Source organism: Stenotrophomonas sp. YJH_SMC_17, assembly GCF_059371655.1.
This window is the reverse complement of sequence record NZ_JCAFUU010000007.1, coordinates 54,396-71,773: the sequence shown is the minus strand read 5'-3', so window position 1 is coordinate 71,773 and position 17,378 is coordinate 54,396. Positions and strand designations below refer to the sequence as shown.

Annotated in this window: 19 protein-coding genes; 8 read left to right on the top strand and 11 right to left on the bottom strand. The window is 68.5% G+C overall.

Annotated elements, in window-relative coordinates; translation table 11 throughout:
* Nucleotides 1–196 precede the first annotated feature (196 nt).
* Genes AC5P8Z_RS16770 through AC5P8Z_RS16745 form a run of 6 tightly spaced genes read left to right on the top strand, consistent with a single transcriptional unit; the run spans nucleotide 197 to nucleotide 4,429 of the window.
* Nucleotides 197–817 carry a LemA family protein gene (locus AC5P8Z_RS16770; RefSeq protein WP_495229555.1) on the top strand — a complete coding sequence of 207 codons (621 nt, stop codon included), beginning with the start codon at nucleotides 197–199 and terminating at the stop codon, nucleotides 815–817.
* Between the two features lie 3 nt (nucleotides 818–820).
* Nucleotides 821–1,708: a TPM domain-containing protein gene (locus tag AC5P8Z_RS16765; protein ID WP_286070994.1), complete on the top strand. Its 888-nt coding sequence runs from the start codon at nucleotides 821–823 to the stop codon at nucleotides 1,706–1,708.
* Nucleotides 1,708–2,202, top strand: coding sequence for a TPM domain-containing protein (locus tag AC5P8Z_RS16760; protein ID WP_286070995.1), 495 nt, complete (start codon nucleotides 1,708–1,710; stop codon nucleotides 2,200–2,202). The genes AC5P8Z_RS16765 and AC5P8Z_RS16760 overlap by 1 nt, the downstream gene beginning before the upstream one ends.
* A gap of 51 nt (nucleotides 2,203–2,253) precedes the next feature.
* Nucleotides 2,254–3,141 carry a prolipoprotein diacylglyceryl transferase gene (gene lgt / locus AC5P8Z_RS16755; protein ID WP_495229554.1) on the top strand — a complete coding sequence of 296 codons (888 nt, stop codon included), beginning with the start codon at nucleotides 2,254–2,256 and terminating at the stop codon, nucleotides 3,139–3,141.
* Complete coding sequence (locus AC5P8Z_RS16750; protein WP_495229553.1) at nucleotides 3,138–3,932, top strand: thymidylate synthase; 795 nt, start codon at nucleotides 3,138–3,140, stop codon at nucleotides 3,930–3,932. The genes lgt and AC5P8Z_RS16750 overlap by 4 nt, the downstream gene beginning before the upstream one ends.
* A gap of 5 nt (nucleotides 3,933–3,937) precedes the next feature.
* The gene (locus tag AC5P8Z_RS16745; RefSeq protein WP_495229552.1) at nucleotides 3,938–4,429 is read left to right on the top strand and encodes a dihydrofolate reductase; all 492 of its coding nucleotides are present in this window, start codon (nucleotides 3,938–3,940) and stop codon (nucleotides 4,427–4,429) included.
* Nucleotides 4,430–4,517: 88 nt separating this feature from the next.
* Here the strand turns inward: AC5P8Z_RS16745 and AC5P8Z_RS16740 are convergent, their stop codons facing one another.
* The 10 genes from AC5P8Z_RS16740 to AC5P8Z_RS16695 form a co-directional block, all read right to left on the bottom strand.
* Nucleotides 4,518–5,168 (bottom strand): DUF1287 domain-containing protein, encoded by a 651-nt coding sequence (locus tag AC5P8Z_RS16740; RefSeq protein ID WP_286070998.1) that lies wholly within the window; start codon nucleotides 5,166–5,168, stop codon nucleotides 4,518–4,520.
* Nucleotides 5,165–6,196 (bottom strand): symmetrical bis(5'-nucleosyl)-tetraphosphatase, encoded by a 1,032-nt coding sequence (locus tag AC5P8Z_RS16735; RefSeq protein ID WP_495229551.1) that lies wholly within the window; start codon nucleotides 6,194–6,196, stop codon nucleotides 5,165–5,167. Before AC5P8Z_RS16735 ends, AC5P8Z_RS16740 begins: the two co-directional genes overlap by 4 nt.
* A gap of 15 nt (nucleotides 6,197–6,211) precedes the next feature.
* Entirely contained in the window at nucleotides 6,212–6,595 is a 384-nt protein-coding gene (gene apaG, locus AC5P8Z_RS16730; RefSeq protein WP_286071000.1) for a Co2+/Mg2+ efflux facilitator ApaG/CorD, read from the bottom strand.
* Nucleotides 6,596–6,608: 13 nt separating this feature from the next.
* Nucleotides 6,609–7,412, bottom strand: coding sequence for a 16S rRNA (adenine(1518)-N(6)/adenine(1519)-N(6))-dimethyltransferase RsmA (gene rsmA / locus AC5P8Z_RS16725; RefSeq protein ID WP_495229550.1), 804 nt, complete (start codon nucleotides 7,410–7,412; stop codon nucleotides 6,609–6,611).
* On the bottom strand, nucleotides 7,409–8,389 hold the full coding sequence (pdxA, locus tag AC5P8Z_RS16720) for a 4-hydroxythreonine-4-phosphate dehydrogenase PdxA (RefSeq protein WP_286071002.1): 981 nt from the start codon (nucleotides 8,387–8,389) through the stop codon (nucleotides 7,409–7,411). Before pdxA ends, rsmA begins: the two co-directional genes overlap by 4 nt.
* Nucleotides 8,390–8,392: 3 nt before the next feature.
* On the bottom strand, nucleotides 8,393–9,736 hold the full coding sequence (locus tag AC5P8Z_RS16715; protein ID WP_495229549.1) for a peptidylprolyl isomerase: 1,344 nt from the start codon (nucleotides 9,734–9,736) through the stop codon (nucleotides 8,393–8,395).
* On the bottom strand, nucleotides 9,733–12,213 hold the full coding sequence (gene lptD / locus AC5P8Z_RS16710; protein WP_495229548.1) for an LPS-assembly protein LptD: 2,481 nt from the start codon (nucleotides 12,211–12,213) through the stop codon (nucleotides 9,733–9,735). Before lptD ends, AC5P8Z_RS16715 begins: the two co-directional genes overlap by 4 nt.
* A gap of 89 nt (nucleotides 12,214–12,302) precedes the next feature.
* The gene (locus AC5P8Z_RS16705) at nucleotides 12,303–13,241 is read right to left on the bottom strand and encodes a histone deacetylase family protein (protein WP_286071005.1); all 939 of its coding nucleotides are present in this window, start codon (nucleotides 13,239–13,241) and stop codon (nucleotides 12,303–12,305) included.
* 9 nt (nucleotides 13,242–13,250) lie between these two features.
* Nucleotides 13,251–13,805 (bottom strand): cob(I)yrinic acid a,c-diamide adenosyltransferase, encoded by a 555-nt coding sequence (locus AC5P8Z_RS16700; RefSeq protein ID WP_295569295.1) that lies wholly within the window; start codon nucleotides 13,803–13,805, stop codon nucleotides 13,251–13,253.
* Between the two features lie 8 nt (nucleotides 13,806–13,813).
* On the bottom strand, nucleotides 13,814–14,398 hold the full coding sequence (locus tag AC5P8Z_RS16695; protein ID WP_286071007.1) for a hypothetical protein: 585 nt from the start codon (nucleotides 14,396–14,398) through the stop codon (nucleotides 13,814–13,816).
* Nucleotides 14,399–14,504: 106 nt separating this feature from the next.
* Between AC5P8Z_RS16695 and ubiH the strand changes: the two genes are divergently transcribed.
* Both ubiH and AC5P8Z_RS16685 read left to right on the top strand, forming a co-directional pair.
* Nucleotides 14,505–15,713 carry a 2-octaprenyl-6-methoxyphenyl hydroxylase gene (gene ubiH, locus AC5P8Z_RS16690; RefSeq protein WP_495229546.1) on the top strand — a complete coding sequence of 403 codons (1,209 nt, stop codon included), beginning with the start codon at nucleotides 14,505–14,507 and terminating at the stop codon, nucleotides 15,711–15,713.
* On the top strand, nucleotides 15,710–16,891 hold the full coding sequence (locus tag AC5P8Z_RS16685) for a UbiH/UbiF family hydroxylase (protein WP_495229545.1): 1,182 nt from the start codon (nucleotides 15,710–15,712) through the stop codon (nucleotides 16,889–16,891). The genes ubiH and AC5P8Z_RS16685 overlap by 4 nt, the downstream gene beginning before the upstream one ends.
* A gap of 76 nt (nucleotides 16,892–16,967) precedes the next feature.
* Here the strand turns inward: AC5P8Z_RS16685 and AC5P8Z_RS16680 are convergent, their stop codons facing one another.
* Entirely contained in the window at nucleotides 16,968–17,360 is a 393-nt protein-coding gene (locus AC5P8Z_RS16680; protein WP_286071010.1) for an EF-hand domain-containing protein, read from the bottom strand.
* Nucleotides 17,361–17,378 lie beyond the last annotated feature (18 nt).

The window sequence follows — 17,378 nt, the reverse complement described above, 5'->3', positions numbered from 1 at the left end:
GTGCGCAGGACAGCGCACACGAGCAAGCGCGACCGAGCTTACATGGATGTACTTGCAGCGCCCCCCAGCCATCCCACCCTCCCGGCCGACCCCGATAGCGCTTCCTCGCCAACCACCGCGGAGGGCGGCGCCCGATGGCCGGTCTTTCACCCCAACCGTGGCATGCTCGGCGCCAAGCCCACCCGGAACCTCCGCCATGCGCCTGTTCACCCGTGTCCTGTCCCTGATGCTGCTGGCCTCCTTGTTGTCCGGCTGCGGCTACAACGCCATCCAGCAGAAGGATGAGGCGGTCAAGGCCAGCTGGTCGGAAGTGCTCAACCAGTACAAGCGCCGCGCCGACCTGGTGCCCAACCTGGTGCAGACCGTGAAGGGCTTCGCCAGCCAGGAAGAGCGCGTGCTGACCGAAGTCACCAACGCCCGTTCGCGAGTCGGCCAGATCAATGTCAACGCTGATGACGAAGCCTCGCTCAAGCAGTTCCAGCAGGCCCAGGGTGAACTCGGCAGCGCGCTGTCGCGGCTGCTGGTGGTCACCGAGAACTACCCGGTGCTGAAGTCCGACCAGAACTTCCGCGACCTGCAGGCGCAGCTGGAAGGCACCGAAAACCGCATCACCGTCGCCCGTGGCCGCTACATCCAGCAGGTGCAGGACTACAACACCTACATCCGCTCGTTCCCGCAGGTGATCACCGCCAAGATCTTCGGCTACAAGACCAAGCCGAACTTCACCGTGGACAACGAAGCGCAGATCTCCAACGCGCCGGCGGTCGATTTCGGCAACGCGCCGCAGCAGCAGCCGTCCCCGCAGCCGGGTCACTGACCCATGCGCCTGGCCACTGCGCTGCTGGCCCTGCTGCTGTGGCTGCCGCTGGCGTCGCAGGCGCAGCAGCTGGCGCCGATTCCGGCGCTGGATTCGCCGGTGGTCGATACCACCGGCACGCTGGATGCCACGCAGAAGCAGGCGCTGGTACAGCAGGCGTTGGACCTTCAGCAGCGCAAGGGCAGCCAGCTGCAGGTGCTGGTGGTACCCACGACCCAGCCTGAAGACATCGCGCAGTACACCACCCGCGTCTTCGACCAGTGGCAGATCGGCCGCAAGGGCGTGGATGACGGCGTACTGCTGGTGGTGGCCAAGGACGACCGGCGCGTGCGCATCGAACCGGGCTACGGCCTGGAGGGAGCGATTCCCGATGCCATTGCCAACCGCGTCATCCAGGAATACCTGGTGCCGCGCTTCCGCAGCGGCGACTACGCCGGCGGCATCACCGATGCCACGGCCGTGCTGGTGAAGATCGTCGAGGGTGAAGCACTGCCTGCACCGGTCAGCAGCCAGCGTGGCCGTGAGCCCGAGGGGGGCGGCGACACCTGGTTCCTGGCGCTGTTCATCGGTGTGTTCGCCGGCAGCATCCTGCGCGGTGTGTTCTCGCGGGTGCCGCGGCCGCTGCGTGGCGTGCTGGGCGGTGCCGGTGCAGCGGTGGCGGCGTTCCTGTTCACCTCAACCGTGCTGGCCAGTGGCCTGGCGGGCATCGTGGGCCTGATCGTTGCCATGCTCTCCGGCCACCCGGGCCGCTTTGCCGGTGGCGGCGGCTGGGGCGGTGGCAGCTGGGGCGGCGGAGGCGGCTTCGGTGGCGGTGGTGGATTCGGGGGTGGCGGCGGTTGGGGCGGCGGTGGTGGCCGCTCCGGCGGTGGCGGCGCTTCGGGGGGCTGGTGATGATCCAACGACTGTGTCGTCATGTGTTTTCGCCGTCGGTACGGCGCGCGTTCCCGCCGGCCACGCTGCAGGCGATCACCGAGGCCATCGCGGCCGGTGAGCAGCGCCACGGCGGGCAGGTGATGTTCGCGGTGGAAGCGGACCTGCCACTGGCCGCGCTGTGGCACAAGGTCACCCCGCGCCAAGCGGCCGAACACGCCTTCGCGCGCCTGCGCACCTGGGACACGGCCCACAACAACGGGGTGCTGATCTACCTGCTGCTGGCCGACCACGCCATCGAGATCGTTGCCGACCGGGGCCTGCACGGCCGGGTCAGCCCGGCGCAGTGGCAGCGGGTCTGCACCCATCTGCGCGAGGGCCTGCGCGGGTCCAACCCGGTGGAGGCGCTGCAGGATGCGATCGATGAAGTCTCCAGCCTGGTGGAAGGGCACTTTCCGGCCTCGACGCGGTCGAACGATGACGCGTTGCCGAACTCGCCGCAGATCCTTGGTTGAGCCGGGGCGGCACTGGCCCGAGAATAGGCGTTCAACCGCAAGGCACCTTCCATGATCTATTTCCACGACATCGACCCCATCGCCCTCTCGCTGGGGCCGATCAAGGTGCATTGGTACGGCATCATGTACCTGCTGGGCTTCACCGCCGCCTGGCTGCTGGGCCGCAAGCGCATCGCCGCCGGTCGCCTGCCGGGCGTCGACGCCAACGGCTTCTCCGATCTGCTGTTCTACGCCATGCTCGGCGTGGTGCTGGGCGGACGCATCGGTTACATGCTGTTCTACGCGCTGGGCGATTTCCTGCACAACCCGCTGCTGCTGTTCAAGGTGTGGGATGGCGGCATGAGCTTCCACGGTGGCCTGCTGGGCGTGATCGCGGCCTGCTGGTGGTGGTCGCGCAAGCACGCGCTGCACTTCTTCGACACCATGGATTTCATGGCGCCGCTGGTGCCGCTGGGCCTGGGCTTCGGCCGCATCGGCAACTTCATCGGCGCCGAGCTGTGGGGCAAGTACACCGACGGCACGTGGGGCGTGGTGTTCCCGTCCGGCCTGCCGGCGCCGCTGAACCAGCTGGACCATGCAACCCTGCAGGCGCAGTTCGCCAGCGGCGCGCTGAACCAGTTCGCGCGTCATCCGTCGCAGCTGTATGAAGCCTTTCTGGAAGGCCTGGTGATGTTCGTGGTGCTGTGGGCCGTGTCGGCCAAGCCGCGCCACCGTTACCTGGTCGGCGGCCTGTTCGCGCTGCTGTACGGCATCTTCCGCTTCGCAGTGGAGTTCGTGCGCATGCCTGACAACGGCATCTACGTGGCCTTCGGCTGGCTGACCAAGGGCCAGATCCTGTGCGTGCCGTTGATCGCCTTCGGCCTGGTGCTGCTGGTGATGTCGCGCCGCGCGCCGGTGCTGCAGCCGCAGCTGCCGGTGGCCACCGAGGGCAAGGCATGAAGCCCTACCTGGACCTGCTCTCGCACGTGCTCGAGCACGGCGCGGAAAAGAGCGACCGCACCGGCACCGGCACCCGCAGCGTGTTCGGCTGGCAGATGCGCTTCGATCTGAACGAAGGCTTCCCGCTGGTCACCACCAAGAAGCTGCACCTGCGCTCGATCATCCACGAGCTGCTGTGGTTCCTGAAGGGCGACACCAACATCGGCTACCTGAAGGACAATCAGGTGCGCATCTGGGACGAGTGGGCCGACGAGAACGGCGACCTCGGCCCGGTCTACGGCAAGCAGTGGCGCAGCTGGGCCACCGCCGATGGTCGCGAGATCGACCAGATGCAGTGGCTGGTCGATGAAATCAAGCGCAACCCCGATTCGCGGCGGCTGGTGGTCAGCGCCTGGAACGTGGGCGAGCTCTCGCAGATGGCGTTGATGCCGTGCCACAACCTGTTCCAGTTCTACGTGGTGGACGGCAAGCTCAGCTGCCAGCTGTACCAGCGCAGCGGCGACATCTTCCTCGGCGTACCGTTCAACATTGCCAGCTACGCGCTGCTGACCCACATGGTGGCGCAGGCCACCGGCCTGGGCGTGGGCGACTTCGTGCATACGCTGGGCGATGCGCACCTGTATTCGAACCACTTCGAGCAGGCCCGCGAGCAGCTGTCGCGCGAACCGCGCGCGCTGCCCAAGCTGTGGTTGAACCCGGAGGTGACCGACCTGTTCGGCTTCCAGTTCGACGACATCCGCATCGACGGCTACGATCCGCATCCGGCCATCAAGGCGCCGGTGGCGGTGTGACTGCGATGAAGCTTTCGATGATCGTGGCGCTGGACCGCAATCGTGGCATCGGCCAGGGCAACGCCATGCCCTGGCACCTGCCCGACGACTTCAAGCACTTCAAGGCGCTCACCCTGGGCAAGCCGATCCTGATGGGGCGCAAGACGGCCGAGTCGATCGGCCGCGTGCTGCCGGGGCGGACCAACCTGGTGCTGACCCGCAGCGGCCAGGTGCCGTTCGAGGGCATGCGCGCGGTGGCGTCGCTGGAGGAAGCCAGGGCGATTGCCGAAGGCGAAGGTGCCAGTGAACTGTGCATCATCGGCGGCGGCGAGATCTTCCGACAGCTGCTCGACCAGGCCAGTGACCTGTACCTGACCTGGGTGGATGCCGAAGTCCCTGCCGATACCCATTTCCCTGAGGTGGATGCCGCGGTGTGGCAGGAAGTGAGCAGCGAGCCGCACCCGGCCGATGCGCGCCACGCGTATGCGTTCCGGTTCGTGCACTACGTGCGCCGCTGAAGATGGTTTCCTGTAGAGCCGAGCCATGCTCGGCTGCTGTTGCCGGACACATCCCGTAGCCGAGCATGGCTCGGCTCTACAGGATTGCCTACGGCATCCGGTAGTGCCCGATGATGGTGTGCTGGAACAGCAGGTTCTCTTCGCGCGTGCCGCGCGCGATGTTGTGCAGCACCAGCGGCGTGCCATTGGCCAGACGCCGGTCAGAGACGATGCCGATATGCAGCAGGCCGTTGCCGTTGAGCTTCCAGGCGACGATGTCGCCGGCCGCGTAGTTGGCGGCGGCGGCTGTGATCGGCTGCTGCCAGCCCTGCCGTTCGAACCAGCGCATCAGGTTCGGTACGCGGCGATGATCGATGTTGCGGTCCGGTCGTGACAGGCCCCAGATCGCCGGATAGGCACTGAAGTTGCCGCGCATGTCCTCATGCACGCGGGCCTGCAGGTCCACGTCCAGGCTGCGCAGCGCGCGCACCACCACGTCGGTGCAGACACCACGGTCCACGGGAACGTCGCCGCCGGGGTAGGCCAGCACCCGGTAGGCCGGATCGTAGCGGGTGGTGACGCCGATCTGCGCACGTGCCGCGGCCACCAGCGGCGGCGAAGGCGGCTGCGGTTGCGATGATGGGGTGTGGTCGGCATTTTCCGCGACCGTCGGCGCGGGGGCCGAACCGGGCTGGCAGCCGCTGGCCAGGGCCAGCGTCAGCAGCAGCACCGTCCATGGTGCCCGGCGAAGCCGCGTCATGCCTGTGGCGCTGTGCCGTTGTTGTTGGGTCCGGCGGAGCCACCCCCACCACCCCCGCCACCACCACGACGGCGGCGACGACGCGGGCCACGATTGCCCGGGTTGGTTGCGGGGGCGTTGCCACTGCCCTGTTCCTTGCCCTGCGCCGCTGCGGCGGGGCGCTCGTGCGCCGGTCGCGCCGGCGGACGGGCGTTCGGGACCGGTGCCGGTACATCGCGGCCCGGCACCTGCACCACGCGCAGTTCATCGGTATCGAGCTGGATCGCCGTGAGCTTGCCGCCCCACACCGCACCGGTGTCGATGGCGTGCACGCCCTGGGTGATGGTCAGGCCCAGCGCCGACCAGTGGCCGCAGACGACCTTCAGGTCACGCTCGACCCGGCCCGGCACTTCGAACCACGGGTACAGCCCCTGTTCCTGCGTGCCCGGCGTGCCCTTGTCCTCGATGCCGATGCGCCCGCGCGGGGTGCAGTAGCGCATGCGGGTGAGCACGTTGATGATTGCGCGCGAGCGGTCGTAGCCGGACAGATTGGGCGCCCAGCTCGGCTTGTCGCCGTACATGTTGCGGAACAGCTTGCGGTAGCCGGCGCCGTGCAGCTGTGCCTCGACTTCGGCCGCATGCTTCTCGGCCATCTGCGTGGTCCACTTCGGTGCCAGGCCGGCGTGCACCATCATCCAGCCCAGCTCGCGATCCACATGCACCAGCTTCTGCAGGCGCAGCCAGTCCAGCAGTTCGTCGCGGTCCTCGGCCTGCACGATGCGCAGCAGGTCCGGGTTGACCTTGCGCTGTTCCTCTTCGGTGCGCGCACCCACGGCCAGCAGCGAAAGATCATGGTTGCCCAGTACCACCACGCTGTGCTCGCGCAGCGAATGCACCAAGCGAAGGGTTTCCAGCGATTGCCCGCCGCGGTTGACCAGGTCGCCGCAGAACCACAGGGTGTCCTGTGCCGGGTCGAAACGGATCTTCTCCAGCAGCCGCTGGGTGATGTCATAGCAGCCCTGCAGGTCGCCGATCGCCCACACACTCATCGTTCGGCCTCCGTGTCAGTGCAGGGTACGCGGGATGGCCAGCACGAAAGGTGCGACCGGCGCGGCAAATTCGGTACCGTCGTCGGCGACCATGTCGTAGTGGCCCTGCATGGTCCCGTGATCGGTCCCCAGCATGACACCGGACGTGTAACGGAAGTCTTCACCGGGACGCAGGCGCGGCTGCTCGCCGATCACCCCGTCGCCATCGACATGCTCGACGCGGCCATTGGCATCGGTGATGCGCCAGTGACGCGCCACCAGGCGCGCGGCCACGCGCCCCTGGTTGTGGATGCGGATCGTATAGGCGAACGCGTAGCGACCGTCTTCCGGGGTGGATTGATCGTCGAGGAAGCGCGGTGCGACTTCGACGGAGATGGCGTAAACGTCAGCGTCTTCCATACCGGCAGTGTAATCAGGAGGCATTGGCCAAAGCGATGAATTCAGCCACATCCAGCTGTTCGGCGCGGGCATCGGGGCGCACGCCGGCGGCCACGAACTGCTCGGCCGTCACGACGTTGTTGAGCGCATTGCGCAGGGTCTTGCGGCGCTGCCCGAAGGCGGCCTTGACCACCTCGGCGAAGCGCCTGTGATCGTTGATGCTGACCGTGGCCGGGTCGCGCGGCACCAGCCGCACCACGGCCGAATCGACCTTCGGCGGCGGACGGAACGCGCCCGGCGGCACCACGAACAGCGAGGTCACCTGGCAGTAGGCCTGCAGCATCACGCTCAGGCGGCCGTAGACCTTGCTGCCAGGGCCGGCGGCCATGCGGTCGACCACTTCCTTCTGCAGCATGAAGTGCATGTCGCGGATCACCGCGGCGTGCTCCAGCGCATGGAACAGGATCGGCGAGGAGATGTTGTAGGGCAGGTTGCCGACCAGGCGGATCGGCTGGCCATCGGCCAGCTCGGTGAAGTCCACGCGCAGCACGTCGCGGTGGACGATGGTCAGCTCGCCCAGCGGTTCGGCGGCGGCGGTCAGCGGCGCGATCAGGTCACGGTCGAACTCGATCACCGTCAGCTTCGGGTGCACGCGCAGCAGCGGCAGGGTGATCGCGCCCTGGCCGGGGCCGATCTCGACCAGCCGATCGCCATCTTTCGGGTTGACCGCCATCACGATCTTGTCGATGTAGTGGCGGTCGGCCAGGAAATGCTGGCCAAGCTGCTTCTTGGCCGGTGCGGTGAACACCGGGCCGGAGGGGGAATGCGGGAAATTCATGCGCTCAGTGTACGTTGCCGCGCAAGCTGCGCACACAACGTCGTTGCCGCCTGCAGGCTGGAAGGATCGGCGATGCCGCGGCCGGCCAGGTCCAGCGCGGTGCCATGGTCCACCGCCACGCGCGGGTAGGGCAGGCCCAGGGTCAGGTTCACCGCCTGCTCGAAGCCCGAGTACTTCAGCACCGGCAGGCCCTGGTCGTGGTACATCGCCAGCACGGTGTCGAAGCCGGCCAGCTTGGCTGGCAGGAACGCGGTATCGGCCGGCAGCGGGCCGACCAGGTCCATGCCCTCTGCGCGCAGGCGCAGCATCAGGGGAATGATCAGGTCCAGTTCTTCGCGGCCCAGATGGCCGTCTTCGCCGGCGTGCGGGTTCAGGCCGAGCACGGCGATGCGTGGCGCCGGCAGGCCGAACTCGCGGCGCAGCGCGGCGTGCACGGTGCGCAGGGTGTGTTCCAGGCCGGGCGCGGTGATCGTGTCGGCCACCGCGCGCAACGGCATGTGGGTGGTGGCCAGGGCCACGCGCACGATGTCATTGGCCAGCATCATCACCACCTTTACCCCGGCCTGGTCGGCCAGCAGTTCGGTGGTTCCGCTGTAGGCGATGCCGCCGTCGTTGATGACCGCCTTGTGCACCGGGCCGGTCACCACGCCGTGCAGTTCACCGGACAGGCAGGCCTGGCCAGCGCCAAGCAGGGCGCCGATGACGGCCGGCGCATTGGCCGGGTCGGCCTGGCCGAAGCGGCTCGGGGCAGCATTGGCCACCACGCGCAGGCGCAGGTCACCGGGGACGCGTGCTTCGGCGTCCTCGGGCAGCAGTTGCAGGGGCAGGTTCAGCGCGGCGGCGGCCGCGCGCAGGGTATCCGGGTCGGCGAAGGCCAGCAGCCGGCAGTCTTCACGCGGCTGCTGGACCAGGCGGACACACAGCTCCGGGCCGATCCCGGCGGGCTCGCCCGGTACCAGAGCGAGCTCGGGGCGCATCGGTCAGGACTGCGGCGGGGTGGCGGTATTTTCCGCGCGGTCGCCACTGCGGAAGCTGACGTAGGCTTCGCCACGCAGTTCCTGCAGGAAGCGGTTGTACTCGTCTTCCAGCTTGCGGCGGCCGATGGTCTCGCGGACCTGGGCGCGCTGGTTGTCGCTGGTCACGTCGGTCTGGCGGGTGGCCACGCGCTGCACGATGTGCCAGCCGGCATCGGTACGGAACGGCTGGCTGACGCCACCATCCTGGATGCCGGACACCTGCTGGCCGAACGCCGGACCGAACGCGTCAGCCGGGAACCAGCCCAGATCGCCGCCCTGGCCCTTGCTGTTGTTGTCCTCGGAGGACTCCTTGGCCACGGTCTCGAAGTCCGCGCCACCAGCGATGCGGGCACGCAGGGTATCGATCTTGGCCTTGGCGGCCGCGTCGGTCTGGTGGTCATCCACGCGCACCAGGATGTGGCGGCCGTGGTACTCGGTGACGGTGTGGGTGCCAGCACTGGCGCTGGCGTCGCGCACGTCCACCAGCTTCAGCAGCTGGAAGCCGCTGGGGCCGCGGATCGGGCCGACCACTTCACCGGGCTTCATCTTTTCCATCATCTGCGCGAACGCCTGCGGAATCTCGTCCAGGCTGCGCCAGCCCAGGTCGCCGCCTTCCAGCGCGTTGGGGCTGTCCGAATAGCGCACCGCGGCTGCATTGAAGTCCAGCTCGCCCTTGTCCAGCAAGGCCTTCACGCCGTCGGCCTTCTTCTGGCCGGTGGCGATCTGGTCGGCGTTGGCACCGTCGGGCAGGGCGATCAGGATGTGCGCCAGGTGGTACTGGTTGCCTACCGTCGCCTGCTGCTTCAGCGCGGCGTCGACTTCACCCTCGCTGACGCTGATGCGGCTCTGCGCGAAGCTCTGGCGCAGGCGCTGCACGGTGATCTCGTCACGCACCGAGGCGCGGAAATCGTTGAAATCGATGCCGTCATGGGCCAGGCGCTGGCGCAGTGCGTCCAGGGTCGAACCATTCTGCTGGGCGATGGCATTCATCGCCTGGTTCAGCTCCTGGTCGCCGACACGGATGCCGCTGCCCTGGGCACGGGCCACCTGCAGCTTGACCAGCACCAGGCGCTCGAGCACCTGGCGGCTGAGCACGTCTTCCGGCGGCAGCTGGTTCTCGCGGCCGGCGTACTGCGCCTTGATGTTGGCGATCGCACGCTGGAGTTCGCTCTGCAGGATCACTTCCTCATCGACGACGGCGGCGATGCGGTCGAGCGGCTGCGCCTCCTGGGCAAGCACCTGCAGGGGGGCGGACACGCTGGACACCGCCAGCAGCGAGGCGAGTAGAACGGGGAAGCGCTTGGTCATGGGATCAGATTCGGATCGTAGTCATCCCGGGTCGCCCCGGTGTTGCTGGGCGGCACGAGATAGAGGTCGTCGCGGTTGTAGCCGAGGATAGCACGGCGCAGGGTGCGGTCCGTGTCCTGGCCGATGGAGCTCAGGCCCTTCAGGACGAACTCGACCTGGATGGCATTGTTCATCTCGCCTTCGCGGTTGCGGACGTAGCGGCGGGCAACCGCGCGCACGGCCAGGCAGCAGCTGTCCCACTGCACGCCGGCGATGATTTCCAGCGGTTCCTTGTCCTGCAGCGAGTAGTAATAACGGCCCACCAGGCTCCAGCGCGCATTCAGCGGGTACAGGAACGACAGGTCGGCCTGCTCCAGCAGGGTGCGGTCATGCTTGTTGGCGCCCGGCGCGGCGCCGGCATTGATGCGGTAGCGGTAGCTCAGGTTGACCACGCCGTCGTTGGGCATCAGGTAGCGGGCACGGACGCTGGCCAGATCCTCGCGCTTGTACTTCGGGTCCCACTGGTAGGTGGCGCCCAGGGTCCAGCGGTCGTTGATCATGTAGTTGCCGTCGGCGATCCAGGCCGACTTGCCCTTCTCCACCGGCTCGCCGCCGGGGGTGACGGTCACCCGCGACTCATCGAAGTACTGGATCTGGCCGATCGAGGCCGAGAAGCGTTCCTTGCCGGTGGTCTGGTCGATGAAACGGGTGCCCAGCGCCAGGGTCAGCTGGTTGGCGTCGTTCTGGCGGTCGGCGCCGGTGTAGCGCGAATCGCGGAACAGCTGGCCCCAGCTGAAGGTGAAGTCACGGGTATCGAAGATCGGCAGCTCGTCCTGGTTGCGGTACGGCGTGCGCAGGTAGAACAGGCGCGGTTCCAGCGTCTGCAGGAAGGACTTTCCGCCGATGCTGGTCTCGCGGTCGAAGAACAGGCCGGCGTCGATGCTGCCGATCGGCAGGCTGCGGCTGGGCGAGGTATTGCCGCGCAGCTGCTCGGGCGTGGCCGTGGCCGGGTCGATGCCCTGCGAAACCAGGATGCTCCTGCGGGTGGCATCGGCCAGCCCGCGGTCCAGCTCGTAACCGGTGTAGCGGTAGGCCAGGGTGGGGGTGATGTACCAGGCCGCGCCGCTGATCGGGAACGACACGTACGGCTTCACATCCAGGCGCGAACCACCGTACATGCGCTGGGTCTGGCCGTTGCGCGTGTACTGCAGGTCCTCGCCGGCTTCCGGGCCGTACTTGAAGTTGATGTCGTCGTGGGTGAAGCGCACCGCTTCGGCGTAGATGCCGGTTTCCAGCCACGGCAGGACCGGCTTGTCCCAGTTGAAGTACAGGCGCGGCTGGCGGTTGTAGGGCAGCGCGCTCTCGTTGAGGGTGTAGTCGGTCAGCTGCCAGCGGTCGGCCATGATGCCGGCCGTCCAGTTGTTGCCGGTGCCGTACAGGCCCACGGTGCTCTGCAGGTTCGAGGCGGTCACGCCGACCAGGCGGTTGGCGAAGTCTTCGACATAGCGCTCGTCGCTGACCCAGGCCAGGTTGGCGCGTGCCTGCCAGTGGCTGTCCACGTTGTGGTAGCCGCTGAACATCACCCGGCCGCGGTCGCGGTCGCGCAGTTTGTCGTTGGGGATGAACGCGGTGAGCAGTTCGCCGCGGCCGCCGTTGTAGAGGTAGCGGAACTCGTTGTCGAGCAGCAGGCCGCGCCGGCTCATGTAGCGCGGGGTCAGCGTATCGTCGTAGTTCGGCGCCAGATTGAAGTAGATCGGCTGCGCGTAGTCGAAACCGTTGCGGCCGGACATGCCCAGCTGCGGGAACAGCAGGCCGGTCTTGCGGCGGTCATTGATCGGGAACTTGAAGTACGGCGCCCACAGTACCGGCACCTTGCCGATGCGCAGCACGGCGTTGCGGGCGGTACCGAAGCCCTCGTCGTTGTCCACTTCGATCTGCGGCGCCGACAGCTTCCACACCGGCTGCGAGGGGTCGCAGGTGGTGTAGGTGGAGCGGTGCATCTGGCCGACCGCGCCCTGCAGGTCCACCGACTCGGCATCGCCGTTGCCACGGCGCGACACCAGCTGGTACTTGATGTCGCTGATCTTGTGGGTGTCGCTTTCCTGGTTGCCCTCGGCGCGCTTGGCGACCATGCGGATCGAGGAGTCCTGGTAGCGGACATTGCCGTCGGCGATGTAGTTGCCGGTCTCGGTGTCGAAGCTGAGCTTGTCGGTGCCGACGAACTGGTCGCCGCGGCGCAGCGCCACGTTGCCTTCGTACTGCGGCACGGTGGTGGTGCCCAGCAGCTGGTCACCCTCGATGTCAGTGGGCTGCTGTTCGCGCGCGGCAGCGGCGCTGGCCTTGTCCTGGGCGGGGACCGGGGTCGGGGCGTCGGTGAACGCGGGGATGACATCGGTAGCCGGGCACAGGCCCCAGTTGAGCGGCTTTTCATCGGCCATCGCCGGCAGGCTGATGGCGATGCTCAGAGGCAGGGGAAGCAGGCGGAGGGCTCGGCGCACGCGGTTCGGATTCGGGCGAAAACGGACGGTAGCTTGCCCCATCCCTTGCATAGGGGCAATGAAGGGCGCCGGTGGCCGCCGGTTCGGGTTCATCCAGACGTGCCACCGCTGGCCGCCGAGATCAGGGCCTGGACATGGGCCACGCTGCACTCGGCCAGCGCCTGCAGGTCGTAGCCGCCCTCCAGCATCGAGACCACCCGGCCGGCCGCATGGCGCCGTGCCAGCGCGTGCAGTTCACGGGTGATCCAGGCGAAATCGTCGGTCTCCAGCATCAGGTCCGCCTGCGGGTCACGCAGGTGGGCGTCGAAGCCGGCCGAGATCAGCAGCAGCTGCGGACGGAAGTCGTCGATGGCCGGCAGCATTTCGTCGGCCCAGACGTTGCGGAAGCGGAAGCCGCCACTGCCGGGGGGCAGCAGGATGTTCATCAGGTTGCCGGCGCCCCGGTCGCGGCGCAGGCCGGAATTGGGGAACAGGCCGGCCTGGTGGGTGCTGTAGTACGAGACCCGGGCATCGTGCTGGAAGATGTCCTGGGTGCCATTGCCGTGGTGCACGTCGAAATCGACCACCGCGATCCGCTCCAGGCCATGCCGGTCACGGGCATAGGCGGCGGCGATGGCGATGTTGTTGAGCAGGCAGAAGCCCATCGCCGTGCTGCTGGTGGCATGGTGGCCGGGCGGACGCACCGCGCAGAAGGCCAGCGGGTCCTCGCCCAGCATCACCGCATCGACCGCCGCCACGCCGGCGCCAGCGGCATGCACGGCGGCACTGGCCGAGCCGGGCGAGGTCCAGGTGTCCATGTCCAGCTGGCGCAGCGGCACGGTCTGCGGCTGCAGCACGAAGTCCAGCAGGGCGCTGTCGTGGACCCGGGTCAGCTCGCCGAACTTGGCCGGCGGCGCCTCGCGCCAGTCCAGCTGGCCGGGGAACGCGGCATGCAGGGCATCCAGGACATGCTGCAGGCGTTGCGGGCACTCCGGGTGGCCGGGGCCGGGGGCGTGCAGCAGGCAGGACGGATGGGTGTAGACCAGCATCGTGCCGACTCAGCGCTGGCGCTGCTGTGGCTGCCACAGCGCCTCGCCCTGGCCGTCGGCACGGGCCAGGACCCGGGCCAGCACGAACAGCAGGTCCGACAGCCGGTTGAGGTACTGCAGCGCTTCGCTGCGCACGGGCTCAAGGCGGGCCAGGGTGACGGTCTCGCGCTCGGCGCGGCGGACGATGGTACGGGCCAGGTGGCAGCGTGCAGCGGCCTCGCCCCCGGCCGGCAGGATGAACTCCTTCAGCATCGGCAGGCTGGCGTTGTAATGGTCCAGCTGCTGCTCCAGCGCCGAGACATCAGCGGCGTGGATCGCCGCATGGCCGGGGATGCACAGCTCGGCACCGAGGTCGAACAACTGGTGCTGCAGGTGTACGACCAGCGCGCGTACGTCCTCCGGCAGCGGTGCCGCAAGCAGCAGGCCGAGCGCGGCGTTGGCCTCGTCGACGGTGCCGTAGGACGCCACGCGGGCGTCATCCTTGGCGACGCGCTGGCCGTCACCAAGGCCGGTACTGCCGTCGTCGCCGGTGCGGGTGTAGATGCGCGAGAGGCGATGACCCATGGCGCGGCTCAGTGCCGGATGTCGCGGCGGGCCTGCTGGAGCTTCAGCACCTGCTCCACGGCCAGCTGCAGCGCGGCGGCCAGCGCCACGTAGATGGCCGTGGTGCGCAGGTAGGGGCCGAACCACTGTGCATAGTTCTGCGCCCAGCCGGCCAGGGTCGGCTCGGCCACGTTGCGGGTGGTCCAGTAGAAACCGCCCTGCGCCAGCAGGTGGCAGACCGCCACCGAGGCGACCAGCAGCAGCGCGCCCTTGGCCAGCACCGGCCAGCGCGCGCTCTGGTAGTTGCGGCCCAGCAGCATGCCACCGGCCCACAGCGAGAAATAGGCTGGCAGCAGCATCCAGTAGCCCGGCGACACGCAGTAGTGCTGCCAGAAGTCCAGGCCGCTGCTGCGGATCACGATCCAGTCCACCAGCACCGCGAACACCATCAGCAGCGGGAACGCCCAGCGCGTCCAGCGCGCAAGGTAAAAGCCGCCGATGAAGAACACCGCCCACGAGGCATCGGGGATGGCCGCGAAGTGGTTGACCCGGGTCGCTGCCAGCACCAGAACGAGCACGGACAGGACGAAGGCGCGGTTGGCAGTGTCGGACATGGTGGCGGGCCCGGAGCGGATTCAGGTTTCATTCTAGCCCGCCGCGCGACTTGGCGCAGAGCCGGCCGTTCGGCGTACAGACGGGGCGAGCGCGTATCATGAACGCATGAGTGAACGACATGACGTGCTGATCGTCGGTGGTGGCCTGGTCGGCGCCAGCCTGGCCATTGCCCTGGACCGCCTCGGCCGCGACGTGGGCCTGCTCGAGGCAAGCCCGGCCGGCGAGTTGCCGGCGGTGTTCGACCAGCGCAACCTCAGCTTCGCCGCCGCCACCGTCAACGCGCTGACCGCGCTGGGGGTGATGCAGAAACTGGCGATGGCGCCGGGCCCGATCCGCCGCATCCATGTCAGCCGCGCCGGCGATTTCGGCCGTGTGCAGCTGGAAGCAGCCGATTACGACCGGCCGTGGTTCGGCCAGGTGGTGGTCGCCCGTGACTTCGGCCAGGCGCTGGAGGCACGCCTGCAGGAGCTGCCGCGGCTGCACCGTTACCGCCCGATGCGGTTCCTGGGGCTGGGCGAGGTGGTTGACGGCTACCGCCAGGTACGGGTGGCCGACGCGGCCGGCGAGCGCGTGCTGCTGGCACGCTTGGTGGTCGGTGCCGATGGCACGAACAGCGGCGTGCGCGATGCGCTGGGCATCGAGGTCGACCGCCATGATTTCCAGCAGACCCTGTTCGTGGCGCGCGTGCGCAGCCAGCGCGCGCCGGACGGCACGGCCTGGGAGCGCTTCACCGATACCGGTCCGACCGCGCTGCTGCCGCGGGGTGACCGCCACTTCGGCGTCGTGCATGGCGTGGCACGCGACCAGGCCGATGCGGTGATGGCGCTGGACGACGCGGCCTGGCTGCAGCGGCTGCAGGATGCGATCGGCTGGCGTGCCGGCCGCCTGCTTGAATCCGGTCCGCGCAGCGCTTACCCGCTCATCCAGGTGCTGGCGCGCGCGCTGGCCGGTGAACGCACAGTGCTGCTCGGCAATGCCGCGCAGACCATCCATCCGCTGGGTGCGCAGGGCTTCAACCTGGGCCTGCGCGATGCGCTGACCCTGGCCGAGTTGCTGGAGGATGCACATGAGGATGCCGGCAGCGATGCGCTGCTGCAGGCCTATGTCGCGCGCCGCGAGGAAGACCGACGGCAGACGGTGGCGTTCTCGGGTGGCCTGGCACGCCTGACCAGCAATCCGGCACCGCTGATGCGGCCGCTGCGCAGCCTCGGCCTGGTGGCCGCACAACGCGCCTCGGTGCAGTCGATGCTGGTCGGTGGTGCGATGGGCTTCCGCGGTGAAGTGCCGCGCCTATGCCGTGGAGAAGCTGCATGAGCCGGCGCACGCGCCTGGACGTCGCCATTGTTGGTGGCGGCGTGGTCGGTGCCGCCTGTGCGCTGGCGCTGGCCGATGCCGGCTTGTCGGTTGCGCTGGTGGAGGGCCGTGAACCGGCACCGTGGCAGGCCGCGCAGCCAGACCTGCGGGTGTTCGCCTTTGCCGCCGACAACGTGCAGCTGTTGAACCGCCTGGGGGTGTGGCCGGCCATCGCGCAGGCCCGCGCGTGGCCCTACCGGCGCATGCAGGTGTGGGATGCGGCCGGTGGCGAGGATCTGTTGTTCGACGCTGACCGCTTCGGTCGGCGTGAGCTGGGCTACATCGTCGAGAACGGCCTGCTGCAGGATCGCCTGTGGTCGGCGCTGCCGGCCGCTGGCGTGCAGCTGCATTGCCCCGCACGGGTGGAAGCGCTGGAGCAGGACGAGGACGGCGTGCGCCTGCGGCTGGATGACGGGCGCCGCTTGGAAGCGGCGCTGGCCGTGGCCGCCGACGGCGCCGAATCGACCCTGCGCCAGCTGGCCGGGATCGAGATCGAGCGCCATGACTACCACCAGCGTGGCGTGGTGGCCTATGTGGACAGTGAGCTGCCGAACCAGGCCACGGCCTGGCAGCGCTTCCTGCCGACCGGACCGCTGGCGTTGCTGCCGGTGGCCGAGCGCCGCAGTTCGATCGTCTGGACCCTGCCCGAAAACGAAGCGGCTCGCGTGCTGGCGTTGGACGAAGAGGCGTTCAACCGCGAACTGACCCGCGCCTTCGCGGCGCGCCTGGGTGAGCTGCGGCTGGCGTCACCGCGTGCGGCCTTCCCGCTGCGGCGCCAGCTCGCCCGTCATTACGTCGCCGGCCGCGTGCTGGCGCTGGGCGATGCGGCACATGTGGTGCATCCGCTGGCCGGGCAGGGCGTGAACCTTGGCCTGCGCGATGTCGCCGCCCTGCAGCAGTGGCTGGCGCCGTCGGCCGAACGCCGCGGGCAGCCACGCCTGTCGCCGCAGCGCCTGCAACGCTGGGCGCGCGAACGGCGCAGTGACAACCAGATCGCCGCCTACAGCTTCGACGCGATCAACCGCCTGTTCTCCAACGACGAAATGCACCTGACCCTGGCCCGTGGACGCGCGCTGGGCTGTGTCGGCAAATGGCCGCCGCTGGTGCAGGCGTTCTGGAAGCGCGCCGCCGGCGTCTGAGCGGGTAGCGCCGGGCCATGCCCGGCGAGCGCGTAGCGCGGTAGTCGCCAACCTTGGTTGGCACGCGTGACTCGGATCAGTCGATCAGCCAGCCGGCCAGGTCGGTGCGGTCCAGCTTGCCGCGATGCTTCTCGTCCAGCGAGGTGAACTCATCGCCCAGCGCCGGGTTGGCCTGTGCCTCGTCGCGGCTGATGAAACCATCGCCGTCCACGTCTAGCGCAGCGAAGTGGATGCGGTACTGCCCGACCACGCTGGCCGGGCTGACCGAGCGCACCGTCACCGGCGTTTCGCCCAGCGGCACGGCGATGTCGACGCTGCCGGTCACCCGGCCACTGGCCAGTGACTGCTGGCGGACCACGCCGCTGTCATCGCGCAGCGGTGCGCTCTGTGCCGGTTGGGGTAGGGCCACCTGCGCCGACGCAGCCGCCGGCAGCAGGGCCAGCAGGAGTGGAATCAGTCGAAAGTGCATGCAGTCTTGTTCCCGGTA

What these genes read in the sequence shown, in the direction of transcription:
- AC5P8Z_RS16770 (WP_495229555.1), top strand. Translation starts at nt 197, where the DNA reads ATGCGCCTGTTCACCCGTGTCCTGTCCCTGATGCTGCTGGCCTCCTTG.
- AC5P8Z_RS16765 (WP_286070994.1), top strand. Translation starts at nt 821, where the DNA reads ATGCGCCTGGCCACTGCGCTGCTGGCCCTGCTGCTGTGGCTGCCGCTG.
- AC5P8Z_RS16760 (WP_286070995.1), top strand. Translation starts at nt 1,708, where the DNA reads ATGATCCAACGACTGTGTCGTCATGTGTTTTCGCCGTCGGTACGGCGC.
- lgt (WP_495229554.1), top strand. Translation starts at nt 2,254, where the DNA reads ATGATCTATTTCCACGACATCGACCCCATCGCCCTCTCGCTGGGGCCG.
- AC5P8Z_RS16750 (WP_495229553.1), top strand. Translation starts at nt 3,138, where the DNA reads ATGAAGCCCTACCTGGACCTGCTCTCGCACGTGCTCGAGCACGGCGCG.
- AC5P8Z_RS16745 (WP_495229552.1), top strand. Translation starts at nt 3,938, where the DNA reads ATGAAGCTTTCGATGATCGTGGCGCTGGACCGCAATCGTGGCATCGGC.
- AC5P8Z_RS16740 (WP_286070998.1), bottom strand. Translation starts at nt 5,168, where the DNA reads ATGACGCGGCTTCGCCGGGCACCATGGACGGTGCTGCTGCTGACGCTG.
- AC5P8Z_RS16735 (WP_495229551.1), bottom strand. Translation starts at nt 6,196, where the DNA reads ATGAGTGTGTGGGCGATCGGCGACCTGCAGGGCTGCTATGACATCACC.
- apaG (WP_286071000.1), bottom strand. Translation starts at nt 6,595, where the DNA reads ATGGAAGACGCTGACGTTTACGCCATCTCCGTCGAAGTCGCACCGCGC.
- rsmA (WP_495229550.1), bottom strand. Translation starts at nt 7,412, where the DNA reads ATGAATTTCCCGCATTCCCCCTCCGGCCCGGTGTTCACCGCACCGGCC.
- pdxA (WP_286071002.1), bottom strand. Translation starts at nt 8,389, where the DNA reads ATGCGCCCCGAGCTCGCTCTGGTACCGGGCGAGCCCGCCGGGATCGGC.
- AC5P8Z_RS16715 (WP_495229549.1), bottom strand. Translation starts at nt 9,736, where the DNA reads ATGACCAAGCGCTTCCCCGTTCTACTCGCCTCGCTGCTGGCGGTGTCC.
- AC5P8Z_RS16705 (WP_286071005.1), bottom strand. Translation starts at nt 13,241, where the DNA reads ATGCTGGTCTACACCCATCCGTCCTGCCTGCTGCACGCCCCCGGCCCC.
- AC5P8Z_RS16700 (WP_295569295.1), bottom strand. Translation starts at nt 13,805, where the DNA reads ATGGGTCATCGCCTCTCGCGCATCTACACCCGCACCGGCGACGACGGC.
- AC5P8Z_RS16695 (WP_286071007.1), bottom strand. Translation starts at nt 14,398, where the DNA reads ATGTCCGACACTGCCAACCGCGCCTTCGTCCTGTCCGTGCTCGTTCTG.
- ubiH (WP_495229546.1), top strand. Translation starts at nt 14,505, where the DNA reads ATGAGTGAACGACATGACGTGCTGATCGTCGGTGGTGGCCTGGTCGGC.
- AC5P8Z_RS16685 (WP_495229545.1), top strand. Translation starts at nt 15,710, where the DNA reads ATGAGCCGGCGCACGCGCCTGGACGTCGCCATTGTTGGTGGCGGCGTG.
- AC5P8Z_RS16680 (WP_286071010.1), bottom strand. Translation starts at nt 17,360, where the DNA reads ATGCACTTTCGACTGATTCCACTCCTGCTGGCCCTGCTGCCGGCGGCT.